Source organism: Pseudomonas sp. SDT291_1_S447 (assembly GCF_054070155.1).
Genome location: NZ_JBSVXS010000042.1, coordinates 29,551 through 44,636, shown reverse-complemented (window position 1 = coordinate 44,636; position 15,086 = coordinate 29,551). Strand labels below are relative to the sequence as shown.

Below are 15,086 nucleotides of genomic sequence, written 5' to 3'. Positions count from 1 at the left end.
CTGTAGGAGCTGCCGAAGGCTGCGATCTTTTAAGGTTATTAGACGATTGTCGACAATACCTATTTATCCTTTGACTGATGCGGGCGAATTGGCTAGTTTTTGCCGCATTGGATTTAAAGGTGTCGACAATCATGCTGGATCAACTCGATCCCCCGGTCATCAACGGCGACGATTCCGAGACGCTTTCGGAAAACGTCTTCCGGCGCATTCAGGCGGCCATCGTCAAAGGCGAGATCGCCCCGGGCAGCAAGATCTCCGAGCCGGAGCTGGCGCGCACCTACGGCATCAGCCGCGGGCCATTGCGTGAGGCCATCCATCGGCTCGAAGGCCAGCGTCTGCTGGTGCGTGTACCGCACGTCGGTGCGCGGGTGGTCTCGCTCAGCCATGCCGAATTGCTCGAACTCTACGAAATCCGCGAATCCCTCGAAGGCATGGCCTGCCGTCTGGCGGCCGAACGCATGAGCGTCGAAGAAATCGACGAACTGCGCCGGGTGCTGGAAACCCACGAGCGCGATGCCGCGTTTCAGGCCGGCGTTGGCTACTACCAGCAGGAAGGCGATTTCGACTTTCACTACCGGATCATCCAGGGCAGCGGCAACCGTACGCTGACACAGATGCTCTGCGGCGAGCTGTATCAACTGGTGCGCATGTACCGCATCCAGTTTTCCACCACGCCGAACCGCCCGCGCCAGGCCTTTGCCGAACACCACCGTATTCTCGATGCCATCGCCGACCGTGACGGCGAACTCGCGGAATTGTTGATGCGCCGTCACATCGGCGCCTCGAAACGCAACATCGCCCGTCACTACCAGGACGGCGCCCACAATAAGACAGCCACTGAACGAGGTGAGTCATGAGTTCCAAGCACAGCACTCCAGGCCAGCGTTTCCGCGATGCGGTCGCCAGCGAGCATCCATTGCAGGTGGTCGGCGCGATCAACGCCAACCACGCGCTGCTGGCCAAGCGCGCCGGTTTCAAGGCGATCTACCTGTCCGGTGGCGGGGTGGCCGCAGGCTCGCTCGGCGTGCCGGATCTGGGCATCACCGGTCTGGATGACGTGTTGACCGACGTACGCCGCATCACTGACGTTTGCGATCTGCCGTTGCTGGTCGATGTCGACACCGGTTTCGGCTCGTCGGCGTTCAACGTCGCGCGCACGGTCAAGTCGATGATCAAGTTCGGCGCGGCGGCGATTCACATCGAGGATCAGGTTGGCGCCAAGCGCTGCGGCCACCGTCCGAATAAAGAGATCGTCAGCCAGCAGGAAATGGTCGACCGCATCAAAGCCGCCGTCGATGCCCGTACCGACGACAGCTTCGTGATCATGGCGCGTACCGATGCGCTGGCGGTGGAAGGTCTGGAATCGGCACTCGATCGCGCAGCGGCGTGCATCGAGGCTGGCGCCGACATGATCTTCCCGGAAGCCATCACTGAGCTGGAAATGTACAAGCTGTTCGCCAACCGCGTGAAGGCGCCGATCCTGGCCAACATCACCGAGTTCGGCGCGACGCCGCTGTACACCACCGAGCAACTGGCCGGCGCCGACGTGTCGCTGGTGCTCTATCCACTGTCGGCGTTCCGCGCGATGAACAAGGCTGCGGAAAACGTTTACACGGCGATCCGTCGCGACGGCACGCAGCAGAATGTCATCGACACCATGCAGACTCGCATGGAGCTTTACGATCGCATCGATTACCACACCTTCGAGCAGAAGCTCGATGCGTTGTTTGCCGCCAAGAAATAAAGATCAAAAGATCGCAGCCTGCGGCAGCTCCTACATGAACCGCATTCCCCTGTAGGAGCTGTCGAGTGCAACGAGGCTGCGATCTTTTCGCCACACTCCCTAACAAATTCAAGATTGGAGATAGAAATGGCCGAAGCAAAAGTACTCAGTGGCGCCGGGCTCCGTGGCCAGGTTGCCGGGCAGACCGCACTGTCCACCGTGGGCCAGGCCGGTGCCGGGCTGACCTATCGCGGCTACGACGTGCGCGAACTGGCAGCCGATGCACAATTTGAAGAAGTCGCGTACCTGCTGCTCTACGGCGAGCTGCCGACCCAGGCGCAACTCGACGAATACCAAGGCAAACTGAGCAAGCTGCGCGACCTGCCGCAAGCGCTCAAGGAAGTACTCGAACGCATCCCCGCCGACGCCCACCCGATGGACGTGATGCGCACCGGTTGCTCGTTCCTTGGCAATATCGAACCGGAGAAAGACTTCTCCGAGCAGCGTGACAAGACTGACCGCTTGTTGGCCGCGTTCCCGGCGATCATGTGCTACTGGTATCGCTTCAGCCACGACGGCAAGCGCATCAACTGCGTCAGCGACGAGCCGACCATCGGCGGCCACTTTCTGCACTTGCTGCACGACAAGAAGCCGAGCGAATTGCACGTCAAAGTGATGAACGTTTCGCTGATCCTCTACGCCGAGCACGAATTCAACGCCTCGACCTTCACCGCACGGGTTTGCGCCTCGACCCTGTCCGATCTGTATTCCTGCGTAACAGCCGCTATTGGTTCGCTGCGCGGCCCGTTGCACGGCGGCGCCAACGAAGCGGCGATGGAAATGATTGAGCGCTTCTCCTCGCCGGAAGAGGCGATCAAAGGCACCCTCGGCATGCTCGAGCGCAAGGACAAGATCATGGGTTTCGGCCACGCGATCTATAAGGACAGCGATCCGCGCAATGAGGTGATCAAGGGCTGGTCGAAAAAACTCGCGGATGAAGTCGGTGACAAGGTGTTGTTTCCGGTTTCCGAAGCCATCGACAAGACCATGTGGGAGCAGAAAAAACTGTTCCCTAACGCCGATTTCTACCATGCCTCGGCGTACCACTTCATGGGCATCCCGACCAAACTGTTCACGCCGATCTTCGTCTGCTCGCGCCTGACTGGCTGGGCTGCGCATGTGTTCGAGCAGCGCGCCAACAACCGCATCATCCGTCCAAGCGCCGAATATATCGGCGTTGAACAGCGCAAGTTCGTGCCAATCGAACGTCGCTGAATGGTGGGCTGACCCGATCCCGAAAGCCACCGCAAAACCCTGTAGGAGTGAGCCTGCTCGCGATGACGGACTGACATTCAACATTGATGTCGACTGATCTACCGCTATCGCGAGCAGGCTCACTCCTACAAGGGGCGTTGTGAATTTTTAGGTCGGTGTCTGGCCCCACCCTTTGAAACTACCGTGACCCGAGTCCTGACCCGATGAACACAGAATTCCGCAAAACCCTGCCCGGCAGCCCTCTGGATTATTTCGACGCCCGCGCGGCTGTCGAGGCGATTCAGCCCGGCAGTTACGACACTCTGCCGTACACCTCCCGCGTGCTGGCGGAAAACCTCGTGCGTCGCTGCGACCCGGCCACGCTCACCGATTCCCTCAAGCAACTGATCGAACGCAAACGCGACCTCGACTTCCCGTGGTTCCCGGCGCGTGTGGTCTGCCACGATATTCTCGGCCAGACCGCGCTGGTCGACCTCGCCGGCCTGCGCGATGCGATCGCCTTGCAGGGCGGTGACCCGGCGCAGGTCAACCCGGTGGTACCGACGCAGTTGATTGTCGACCACTCGCTGGCGGTGGAAGCGGGCGGTTTCGACAAGCAGGCGTTCGAGAAAAACCGCGCCATCGAAGACCGTCGCAACGAAGACCGTTTCCACTTCATCAACTGGACCAAAAAGGCCTTCAAGAACGTCGATGTGATCCCGCCGGGCAACGGCATCATGCACCAGATCAACCTGGAGAAAATGTCCCCGGTGATCCAGGTGCGTGAGGGCGTCGCGTTCCCCGACACCTGCGTCGGCACCGACAGCCACACCCCGCACGTCGATGCCTTGGGCGTGATCGCCATCGGCGTTGGCGGCCTCGAAGCCGAGAGCGTGATGCTCGGTCGCGCGTCGTGGATGCGTCTGCCGGAAAGCGTCGGCGTCGAACTGACCGGCAAGTTGCAACCGGGCATCACCGCCACCGACATGGTGCTGGCGCTGACCGAATACCTGCGCAAACAGAAAGTCGTCGGCGCCTGGCTGGAGTTCTTCGGCGAAGGCGCGGCGGCGCTGACCCTCGGCGACCGCGCGACCATCTCCAACATGGCCCCGGAATACGGCGCCACGGCGGCAATGTTCTACATCGACCAGCAGACCATCGATTACCTGAAACTCACCGGTCGCGAAGACCAGCAAGTGCAGTTGGTCGAGCAATACGCCAAGCTCACCGGCCTGTGGGCCGACAATCTGAAAGGCGCGCAATACGAGCGCGGTCTGACTTTCGATCTGTCCTCGGTGGTGCGCAACATGGCCGGCCCGAGCAACCCGCACGCCCGCGTCGCGGTGTCGGATCTGGCCGCTAAAGGCATTTCCGGCCAGTGGGATGACGTGCCGGGGCAAATGCCCGACGGCGCGGTGATCATCGCTGCCATCACCAGCTGCACCAACACCAGCAACCCGCGCAACGTCATTGCTGCCGGCCTGCTCGCACGCAATGCCAACAAGCTCGGCCTGACCCGCAAGCCGTGGGTGAAATCTTCGCTGGCGCCAGGTTCGAAAACCGTGGCGCTGTACCTCGACGAAGCAGGGTTGACCACGGAGCTGGAGCAGCTCGGTTTCGGTGTCGTCGCCTTCGCCTGCACCACGTGCAATGGCATGTCCGGCGCGCTCGATCCGCTGATCCAGCAAGAAATCATCGACCGCGATCTGTATGCCACCGCTGTGCTCTCGGGCAACCGCAACTTCGACGGCCGCATCCACCCGTACGCCAAGCAAGCGTTCCTCGCTTCGCCGCCACTGGTGGTCGCGTACGCCATCGCCGGTACCATCCGTTTCGATATCGAGAAGGACGTGTTGGGCGTGGTCGACGGCAAGGAAATTCGCCTGAAAGACATCTGGCCGAGCGACGAAGAGATCGACGCCGTGGTGAAGTCTTCGGTCAAGCCTGAGCAGTTCCGTCAGGTCTACATTCCGATGTTCGCCGTCCACGAAGACACCGGCCCGAAAGTCACGCCGCTGTACGACTGGCGTGAGATGAGCACTTACATCCGCCGTCCGCCGTACTGGGAAGGCGCGCTGGCCGGCGCCCGTCCGCTGAAGGGCATGCGCCCGCTGGCGGTGCTGCCGGACAACATCACCACCGATCACCTGTCGCCGTCCAACGCGATCATGCTCGACAGCGCCGCCGGCGAATACCTGGCGAAAATGGGCCTGCCGGAAGAGGACTTCAACTCTTACGCCACCCACCGTGGCGACCACTTGACCGCGCAGCGTGCAACATTTGCCAACCCGAAACTGTTCAATGAGATGGTCGTGGAAAACGGCAAGGTCAAACAGGGTTCGCTGGCGCGTGTCGAGCCGGAAGGCAAGGTCATGCGCATGTGGGAAGCCATCGAAACCTACATGGAACGCAAGCAGCCGCTGATCATCATTGCCGGCGCCGATTACGGTCAGGGTTCGTCCCGCGACTGGGCGGCGAAAGGCGTGCGTCTGGCCGGTGTCGAGGCGATTGCCGCAGAAGGTTTCGAACGCATTCACCGCACCAACCTGGTGGGCATGGGCGTGTTGCCGCTGGAGTTCAAGCCCGGCACGGACCGTCACACGTTGGCCATAGACGGCAGCGAAACCTACGACGTGATCGGCGAACGCAAGCCGCGTGCGGATCTGACGCTGGTGATTCACCGCAAGAACGGCGAGCGCGTTGAAGTGCCGGTGACTTGCCGTCTCGATACCGCTGAAGAAGTGTCGATCTACGAGGCTGGCGGCGTGTTGCAACGCTTTGCTCAGGACTTCCTTGAAGAGTCGGCGGTTGCCGTTTAAATCAACTGATGTGGGCAGGGGATTTCAAGTCCCGTGCCCTCGGTAAGGAGCATCATGGCTCACGCACCACAAATAAAAATTCCCGCCACCTACATGCGCGGCGGCACCAGCAAAGGCGTGTTCTTCAGCCTCAAGGATCTGCCCGAAGCGGCGCAGATTCCAGGCCCGGTTCGCGACGCTTTATTGCTGCGCGTGATTGGCAGTCCCGACCCGTACGACAAGCAGATCGACGGCATGGGCGGCGCGACTTCAAGCACCAGCAAAACCGTGATCCTGTCGAAAAGCATCAAGGCTGATCACGACGTCGATTACCTGTTCGGTCAGGTCTCGATAGACAAGCCCTTTGTGGACTGGAGCGGCAACTGTGGCAACCTTTCGGCAGCGGTCGGTTCGTTCGCCATCAGCAATGGCCTGGTCGAGGCCAGCCGTATCCCGCACAACGGTGTCGCGGTGGTGCGCGTGTGGCAGGCCAACATCGGCAAAACGATTATTGCCCACGTGCCAATCACCAACGGCGAAGTGCAGGAAACCGGTGATTTCGAACTCGACGGCGTGACCTTTCCGGCCGCTGAAGTGCAGGTTGAGTTCATGGATCCGGCGGCGGAAGAAGAGGGTGGCGGTGGTTCGATGTTTCCTACCGGCAACCTGATTGATGAGCTCGAAGTGCCGGGTGTTGGCACCTTCAAGGCGACCATGATCAACGCCGGTATCCCGACGATTTTCGTCAACGCCGAAGACATTGGTTACACCGGCACCGAGTTGCAGAGCGCGATCAACAGCGACCCGAAAGCGTTGCAGATGTTCGAGACGATTCGGGCTTATGGCGCGTTGCGCATGGGGCTGATATCGAATCTGGATGAAGCGGCCAAGCGGCAGCACACGCCGAAAGTTGCATTCGTTGCCAAGCCTGCGGATTACGTGGCCTCCAGTGGCAAAGCGGTTGACGCTGGTGACGTCGATTTGCTGGTGCGGGCGTTGTCGATGGGCAAGTTGCACCACGCGATGATGGGCACGGCGGCGGTGGCGATTGGTACCGCGGCAGCGATTTCCGGCACGTTGGTAAACCTTGCGGCCGGTGGTGTTGAGCGTAATGCCGTGCGTTTCGGGCATCCGTCCGGAACGTTGCGCGTTGGCGCTGAAGCCAGTCTGGAGAACGGTGAGTGGGTGGTGAAGAAAGCCATCATGAGCCGTAGCGCGCGTGTCCTGATGGAGGGTTACGTGCGCATTCCCGGAGATTCGTTCTGACCCAAGAGCTTTTACCCTCACCCCAGCCCTCTCCCGGAGGGAGAGGGGGCCGACCGAGGTGTCTGGAGATGTACATCGACCTGAAAGATCAAGGCGATTATGGATTCAGCTGGCTGATCGAGGTGTCTGGGGTTGTACATCGACCTGAAAGATCGAGTCGATTATGGATTCAAGGGGCCGACCGAGGTGTCTGGGGTTGTACATCGACCTGAAAGATCGAGTCGATTATGGATTCAGGGGCCGACCGAAGTGTTTGAGATTGTGAGTTGACCAGATCGATTATGGATTCAATGTAGATCGCTCACGTCGGTGCACCTCTACAGCATCCCCCAATCAGTCCCCTCTCCCTCGGGAGAGGGCTAGGGTGAGGGGCCCACCCACTGAAGAAACCCAAAACAAGCAGGCACCCCAGACCTGCAATCAACCCGACCAAACCCGCCAAGCCCTGAGGAAGACCGCACCCACTCATCATTCCCGCACAGGAGAACCGCAATGAGCGCCAACGTCGACCTGAACAACCGCCCCGACTACGATCATGTCCTGCAGGACATCGCCGATTACGTCCTCACCTTCAAAGTCACCTCCGCCGAAGCCCTCGACACCGCCCGCAACTGCCTGATGGACACGCTAGGCTGCGGTCTGCTGGCGTTGCGCTTTCCCGAATGCACCAAGCATCTGGGCCCGTTCGTCGAAGGGACCGTGGTTCCTTACGGTGCGCGGGTCCCCGGCACCAGCTATCGCCTCGACCCGGTCAAAGCCGCGTGGGACATCGGCTGCATCGTCCGCTGGCTCGACTACAACGACACTTGGCTCGCCGCCGAATGGGGCCATCCCTCGGACAACCTCGGCGGAATTCTTGCGGTGGCTGATCACCTCTCGCAAAAACGTCTGGCCAACGGTGAGTCACCGCTGACCATTCGCGATGTGCTCGAAGCGATGATCATGGCCCACGAGATTCAAGGCGTGATTGCCCTGGAAAACTCCTTCAATCGCGTAGGGCTTGATCACGTCATCCTGGTGAAAGTCGCCTCGACCGCCGTTACCGCCAAACTGATGGGCGCCAATCGCGAGCAATTGTTGTCGGCGCTTTCCCATGCGTTCGCCGATGGTCAGGCGCTGCGCACCTATCGTCATGCGCCGAATGCCGGCTCTAGAAAGTCCTGGGCGGCGGGGGATGCGTCGAGTCGGGGCGTGCGTCTGGCCGACATCGCCATGCGCGGCGAGATGGGCATTCCCGGCGTGCTGACTGCCAAACAGTGGGGCTTTTATGACGTCCTGTTCAGCCACATCAACAGCGATCTGGCATTGAAACCCGAGGACAAACGCGCCTTCAGTTTTTCGAGGCCGTTCGGCAGTTACGTGATGGAAAACGTGCTGTTCAAGATCAGCTTCCCCGCCGAATTCCATGCGCAAACCGCCTGTGAAGCGGCGGTAACCTTGCACCCGCAGGTGCGCAATCGTCTGCATGAAATCGACCGGATTGTCATCACCACTCACGAATCGGCGATCCGCATCATTTCCAAAATTGGGCCGCTGGCCAATGCCGCCGACCGCGACCACTGTATCCAGTACATGACCGCCGTGCCGCTGGCGTTCGGCAATCTGGTCGCCGAGCAGTACGAGGACGATTTCCATCGGGCGCATCCGGTCATCGATGTACTGCGCGAGAAAATGCTTATCGTCGAAGATCCGCGTTTCACTCGCGAATATCTGGAGGCCGACAAACGCTCGATCGCCAATGCCGTGCAGGTGTTTTTCAAGGACGGCAGCAGCACCGAAAACGTCGTTGTGGAATACCCGATCGGTCATCGTCGCCGCCGTGTCGAGGGCATTCCGTTGCTGGAGGACAAGTTCAAAGCCAACCTGGCCACGCGTTTTACCGGCCAGCGCAGCAGCGAGATCTGCGCGTTGTGCAAGGATCAGGCGCTGCTTGAAGCCACCCCGGTGAACCGTTTCGTCGACCTATTTGTGATCTGACGAAAAACCTGTAGGAGCTGCCGCAGACTGCGATCTTTTGACTTTGATTATAAAAAACAAGATCAAAAGATCGCAGCCTGCGGCAGCTCCTACACGGACCGCGTACGCCATTTTTCGATGGGCAACTTGGTGATCGCAAAACCGCTCAACAAAATCGCCGAATAGATCATCAGCTCCCGGGACAGGGTTTGCCCCTCGTACCAGGCGCCGATGATCACGGCGAACACCGGGAAAATGATAAACACGAACGACAGAATGATCGGGCTCAAGCGTTTAAGCAGTAAAAAGTAAACGATGAATCCGCCGACCGAGGCCACCAGTCCCAGATACAGCAGGGCGCCCCACGAGCGGGCGCTGACGTCACTGAACACCGGTGTCTCAACGCGCAGTCCGACAATAAATAACATCAGCCCGGCGATACCGATCGGCAGCGTGTTGTAGGTGATCACACTGATCGCGCTGCCGTGTTTTTTCGTCACCACGTAGCACAGCGCGTGCATCACCGCTGCACAGAGAATCGCCAGCACCCCCAGCCATTCCGCCTGATCGAGATGCAGACCCTGACTGCGAATAATCATGAACAGACTGCCAAAGCCGATGGCGATACCGAGCATCTGCGACGGGTAGATTCTCTCGCGCAGAAACAGCGCGGAAAACAGCAGGATAAACACCGGCATGCAACTGAACAGCAGCGCTGTCAGGCCTGACGAGACGTGCATTTCGCCGTAGTTGAGCAGGTAGTAGGGCAGGCTGAAATACGACAGCGTGACGAACACAAAGAACCCGCGACTTTGCCGGGGAAATAACAGTGGTTCCTTGCGCAAGAGTGCGAAGCTGAGGAACAGCGGAAAGGCAATCAGAAAGCGCAACCCGGCGGCCGTCAGCGGCGGCACGCTTTCCACGGCAATCTTGATTCCCAGCCACGTCGTGCCCCAGCTCAGACAGACGATCAGAAATAGCGTGCTGGTGAGCAATCCGGCGAGCCAGGGTTTGCTGATATTCATCGGTGTGCTGATAGCGGTCGACATGTGGCGTGCTCCGAACGGTGGAATTGACCTGATCGCGGAAACGGTCTATTTCTGATTGAACCTGTTTTCAGCACGCTATTCGGGGCGAGAATGACTGTCAAAGTAAGTATTGCCATGGTGTCAATCATCCGCGACGGCCTCGCCAATGGCGTCGGCGTGAAGTACAAACGCTTGGCCGATGCGGTCGCACAGGCCATCGACGAAGGTGTGATCGATGCGGGATGCAAGTTGCCGCCGCACCGATTGCTGGCCGACAGCCTGGGCGTGACCATTGGCACCATCAGCCGGGCCTACGGTGAACTGGAGCGTGTCGGATTGGTGGTTGCTCGCGTAGGAGATGGCACCTACGTTTGTCAGCGCGGGATGGAGCGGCCGCAGGACAAAGGCTTTCGCAATGTCAGCGATGAGCCGTCAGGCTGTTTCGATATGAGTCGCAACCAGCCGATTCCGGCGCAGGAAGCAGCGTTCATGAGCCAGAGCCTGCAGGAGCTGGCCAGCGATCCGCGGGTGCTGCAGCAGTTGACCGGGTACACCGCCGAAGCGGGGCTGGCACGGCACCGATTGGCCGGGGCGGTCTGGCTGCAGCACGAAGCGTTCGTGCCGCACGCCGATCAGGTGTTGTGCGTCAACGGCGGTCAGCATGGTTTGTTGTGCGCGCTGATGGGCTTGCTCAAGGCCGGCGACACGGTGGTGACTGAGCATTTGTCCTACCCCGGATTGATCGGCGTCGCACGCCAGCTCGGGATAAAACTCATTGGCGCGGCGATGGATGACGAAGGACTTGTGCCGTTGGCACTGGAGGAAATCTGCCGTCAGCATCGTGTTTCAGCGCTGTATTGCACCCCGACGATCCAGAATCCTACGGCCGCCGTGATGTTGATCCCACGGCGCGAGGCGATTGCCGATATCTGCCGCCAGCACAATTTGCTGATTATCGAAGACGAAGCCCACGCCGTGCTGGACCGTCAGCGTCCGTTGCCGCTGAGTTACTTTGCGCCTGAGCGCTCGGTGTTGATCGGCAGTTTGAGCAAGGCTGTTTCCGCCGGATTGCGCGTCGGTTATCTGCACGCGCCGCAAGCGTTGATCGGGCGTTTGAGTGCCGCCATTCGCGCAACGTGCTGGATGGCCAATCCGTTATCGATGGAAGTGGCCAGTCTGTGGATTGAAAGCGGCATGGCCGAGCGCTTGCTGGACGAACAGATCAGCGAGATCGCTCGGCGCAAAGCGCTGGTGGCGCCTGTTCTGCAGGGTTTGAATTACAAGACTCACCCTTACAGCCCGCATTTCTGGGTCGAGGTGCCTGAGTTGTGGCGGGCGTCGCAGATTGCGGCGGAGTTGAAGGAGAACAACTATCTGGTGGCCACCGCCGAGGCGTTTGCGGTCGGGCATGCAGCGGTGCCGCAGTTTATTCGGGTGAGTGTGTGTAATGCGGTGGGGGATGATCAGTTGTTGCTGGCAGGCTTTGAAGCTCTGGCCAAGGCATTAACAGATACCGTGTAATCGTTCTTCTCGAGCAGGCAATACAGACCTATTTGAACCGCCGCTCCACACCTTTCTCCACCAGAATCTTCGCCGAAATCTCTTCCACCGAAAAGTGCGTGGAGTTGATGTTCGGGATGTTCTCGCGGCGAAACAGATTCTCCACCTCACGCACTTCGAATTCGCACTGGGCGTAGCTCGAATAGCGGCTGTTGGGCTTGCGTTCGTTGCGGATCGCGGTGAGGCGGTCCGGGTCGATGGTCAGGCCGAACAGCTTGTGCTGATGGGCGCGCAGGGCCGTCGGCAGGGTCAGGCGCTCCATGTCGTCTTCGGTCAGCGGATAGTTGGCCGCGCGGATGCCGAACTGCATGGCCATGTACAGACACGTCGGCGTTTTGCCGCATCGCGACACGCCCACTAGTATCAAATCGGCTTTGTCGTAATAGTGCGTGCGCGCGCCGTCGTCGTTGTCGAGGGCGAAGTTCACCGCCTCGATGCGCTCCATGTAATTGGAGTTGTGCCCGATCGAATGGGACTTGCCGACGGTGTAGGAAGAATGCTCGGTCAGTTCCTGCTCCAGCGGGGCGAGGAAGGTCGAGAAAATGTCGATCATGAAACCATTGGACGTTGCGAGAATCTCACGGATGTCCTGATTGACGATGGTGTCGAAGATAATCGGGCGAAAGCCGTCGGTTTCAGCGGCTTTGTTGATTTGTTGTACCATGGCTCGCGCTTTATCCACGCTGTCGATGTACGGTCGCGTGAATTTGCTGAAGGTAATGTTTTCGAACTGCGCCAGGAGGCTTTGACCCAGGGTTTCGGCAGTGATGCCGGTGCCATCGGAGATGAAGAAAGCAGATCGTTTCATTTGCACCTTGGGCCTTAAGCTAGTCATCAATCTTGGATATGATAGGCGCGATTTGCCGGCCGCCAATGGCCAGCATTCTCACTTATTTTCCAGGTCCAGGCCATACAACCGGCCAAGGCTCCCCCGGGCCGCCGGTTTCTGAGCTTTTCCAACACAGTTAGTGGAGAGATCACCTTGGTAGAGTACGTAGTTTCCCTCGATAAGCTCGGCAAACACGATGTTGAGCATGTGGGGGGCAAGAACGCATCCCTGGGCGAGATGATCAGTAACCTGGCAGGCGCCGGTGTTTCGGTCCCCGGCGGCTTCGCCACGACGGCTCAGGCTTATCGTGATTTCCTCGAACTGAGCGGCCTCAACGACCAGATCCACGCGGCCCTCGATGCGCTCGACGTCGACGACGTCAACGCCCTGGCCAAAACCGGCGCACAGATCCGTCAATGGATCATGGAAGCCGAATTCCCTGAAAAACTGAATGCCGAAATCCGCACCGCGTTCGCCGCGCTGTCGGCCGGCAACCCTGACGTGGCCGTGGCTGTGCGTTCTTCCGCCACCGCCGAAGACTTGCCGGACGCCTCGTTCGCCGGTCAGCAGGAAACCTTCCTGAACATCCGTGGTGTGGAAAACGTTATCCGCGCCGCCAAAGAGGTATTCGCTTCGCTGTTCAACGACCGTGCGATTTCCTACCGCGTGCACCAGGGCTTTGACCACAAACTGGTCGCCCTGTCGGCTGGCGTGCAGCGCATGGTGCGTTCGGAAACCGGCACCGCCGGCGTGATGTTCACCCTCGATACCGAATCGGGTTTCCGTGACGTGGTGTTCATCACCGGCGCCTACGGTCTGGGCGAAACCGTCGTACAAGGCGCGGTCAACCCGGATGAGTTCTACGTGCACAAGGGCACGCTGGAGGCCGGTCGTCCGGCGATCCTGCGTCGCAACCTGGGCAGCAAAGCGATCAAGATGATCTACGGCGACGAGGCCAAGGCCGGTCGTTCGGTCAAGACCATCGATGTCGACAAGGCTGATCGTGCGCGTTTCTGCCTGTCCGACGCTGAAGTCAGCGAGCTGGCCAAGCAAGCGATGATCATCGAGAAACACTACGGCTGCCCGATGGACATCGAGTGGGCCAAGGACGGTGACGACGGTAAGCTGTACATCGTGCAGGCGCGTCCGGAAACCGTGAAAAGCCGCACCCAGGCCAACGTCATGGAACGTTACCTGCTGAAAGAAACCGGCACTGTGCTGGTGGAAGGTCGTGCGATTGGCCAGCGCATCGGCGCCGGCAAAGTGCGCATCATCAAGGACGTCTCCGAGATGGACAAAGTCCAGCCGGGCGACGTACTCGTTTCCGACATGACCGACCCGGACTGGGAACCGGTGATGAAGCGCGCCAGCGCCATCGTTACCAACCGTGGCGGGCGTACCTGCCACGCGGCGATCATCGCTCGCGAGCTGGGCATCCCGGCAGTGGTCGGTTGCGGTAACGCCACCCAACTGCTGAAGGATGGTCAGGGCGTGACCGTGTCCTGCGCTGAAGGCGACACCGGTTACATCTTCGAAGGCGAACTGGGCTTCGACATCAAGAAGAACTCCGTCGACGCCATGCCGGAGCTGCCGTTCAAGATCATGATGAACGTCGGCAACCCGGATCGTGCCTTCGACTTCGCGCAACTGCCGAACGCCGGTGTCGGCCTGGCCCGTCTGGAATTCATCATCAACCGCATGATCGGTGTCCACCCGAAAGCGCTGTTGAACTACGACGGTCTGCCACAGGAAATCAAGGACAGTGTCGACAAGCGTATTGCCGGTTACAACGACCCGGTCGACTTCTACGTCGACAAACTGGTCGAAGGCATCAGCACCCTGGCTGCCGCGTTCACGCCGAAAAAAGTCATCGTGCGCCTGTCGGACTTCAAGTCCAACGAATACGCCAACCTGATTGGCGGCAAGCTCTACGAGCCGGAAGAAGAAAACCCGATGCTGGGCTTCCGTGGCGCTTCGCGTTACATCAGCGAATCGTTCCGTGACTGCTTCGAACTCGAATGCCGCGCGCTGAAACGTGTGCGCAACGAGATGGGCCTGACCAACGTTGAAATCATGGTGCCGTTCGTCCGTACCCTCGGCGAAGCCAGCCAGGTTGTCGATCTGCTCGCCGAAAATGGCTTGAAGCGCGGCGAAAACGGTCTGCGCGTGATCATGATGTGCGAGCTGCCATCCAACGCGATCCTTGCTGAAGAATTCCTCGAATTCTTCGACGGCTTCTCGATCGGCTCCAACGACCTGACGCAGCTGACCCTGGGTCTGGACCGCGATTCCGGTATCATCGCGCACCTGTTCGACGAGCGTAATCCGGCGGTCAAGAAGCTTCTGGCCAACGCGATTGCCGCGTGCAACAAGGCCGGCAAGTACATCGGCATCTGCGGTCAGGGTCCATCCGACCACCCGGATCTGGCCAAGTGGCTGATGGAGCAGGGCATCGAAAGCGTGTCGCTGAACCCGGATACCGTGCTGGAAACCTGGTTCTTCCTCGCCGAAGGCCAAGCCCCGGCTTAATGAGTATGTGAACGGCCCGCTTCCCCTGTGGGAGCGAGCCTGCTCGCGATGACGGAGCAATATCCGCCATGGATATTGGCTGACACACCGCTTTCGCGAGCAGGCTCACTCCCACAAGGGCAGGGCTTTGAGATTCAAGTAGG

10 protein-coding genes are annotated in these 15,086 nt (G+C 59.7%); 8 read left to right on the top strand and 2 right to left on the bottom strand.

Annotation, left to right across the window (positions count from 1 at the left end):
• The first annotated feature begins 134 nt into the window (after positions 1–134).
• From ACW9IR_RS15485 to prpD, 6 genes are all read left to right on the top strand, one after another.
• Positions 135–857, top strand: coding sequence for a GntR family transcriptional regulator (locus ACW9IR_RS15485; RefSeq protein WP_181429361.1), 723 nt, complete (start codon positions 135–137; stop codon positions 855–857).
• Positions 854–1,744 carry a methylisocitrate lyase gene (gene prpB / locus ACW9IR_RS15480; RefSeq protein ID WP_034152882.1) on the top strand — a complete coding sequence of 297 codons (891 nt, stop codon included), beginning with the start codon at positions 854–856 and terminating at the stop codon, positions 1,742–1,744. Before ACW9IR_RS15485 ends, prpB begins: the two co-directional genes overlap by 4 nt.
• A 126-nt stretch (positions 1,745–1,870) precedes the next feature.
• Positions 1,871–2,998, top strand: a complete 1,128-nt coding sequence (prpC, locus tag ACW9IR_RS15475) for a bifunctional 2-methylcitrate synthase/citrate synthase (RefSeq protein ID WP_457464018.1) — start codon at positions 1,871–1,873, stop codon at positions 2,996–2,998.
• A 203-nt stretch (positions 2,999–3,201) separates the two neighbouring features.
• Entirely contained in the window at positions 3,202–5,796 is a 2,595-nt protein-coding gene (gene acnD / locus ACW9IR_RS15470) for a Fe/S-dependent 2-methylisocitrate dehydratase AcnD (RefSeq protein WP_457464016.1), read from the top strand.
• A 54-nt stretch (positions 5,797–5,850) separates the two neighbouring features.
• Positions 5,851–7,041 (top strand): 2-methylaconitate cis-trans isomerase PrpF, encoded by a 1,191-nt coding sequence (gene prpF, locus ACW9IR_RS15465; RefSeq protein WP_110719769.1) that lies wholly within the window; start codon positions 5,851–5,853, stop codon positions 7,039–7,041.
• Between the two features lie 492 nt (positions 7,042–7,533).
• Positions 7,534–9,018, top strand: a complete 1,485-nt coding sequence (gene prpD / locus ACW9IR_RS15460) for a 2-methylcitrate dehydratase (protein ID WP_457464014.1) — start codon at positions 7,534–7,536, stop codon at positions 9,016–9,018.
• 89 nt (positions 9,019–9,107) lie between these two features.
• Here the strand turns inward: prpD and ACW9IR_RS15455 are convergent, their stop codons facing one another.
• Entirely contained in the window at positions 9,108–10,022 is a 915-nt protein-coding gene (locus ACW9IR_RS15455; RefSeq protein WP_457464020.1) for a DMT family transporter, read from the bottom strand.
• Positions 10,023–10,136: 114 nt separating this feature from the next.
• Between ACW9IR_RS15455 and ACW9IR_RS15450 the strand changes: the two genes are divergently transcribed.
• Positions 10,137–11,546 carry an aminotransferase-like domain-containing protein gene (locus ACW9IR_RS15450; protein ID WP_457464012.1) on the top strand — a complete coding sequence of 470 codons (1,410 nt, stop codon included), beginning with the start codon at positions 10,137–10,139 and terminating at the stop codon, positions 11,544–11,546.
• Between the two features lie 28 nt (positions 11,547–11,574).
• Here ACW9IR_RS15450 and ppsR read toward each other — a convergent pair whose 3' ends face one another.
• Positions 11,575–12,393, bottom strand: a complete 819-nt coding sequence (gene ppsR, locus ACW9IR_RS15445; protein ID WP_007916411.1) for a posphoenolpyruvate synthetase regulatory kinase/phosphorylase PpsR — start codon at positions 12,391–12,393, stop codon at positions 11,575–11,577.
• Positions 12,394–12,567: 174 nt separating this feature from the next.
• Here ppsR and ppsA point away from each other — a divergent pair, with 174 nt between their 5' ends.
• Complete coding sequence (ppsA, locus tag ACW9IR_RS15440) at positions 12,568–14,943, top strand: phosphoenolpyruvate synthase (protein ID WP_016985585.1); 2,376 nt, start codon at positions 12,568–12,570, stop codon at positions 14,941–14,943.
• The last annotated feature ends 143 nt before the right edge of the window (positions 14,944–15,086 follow it).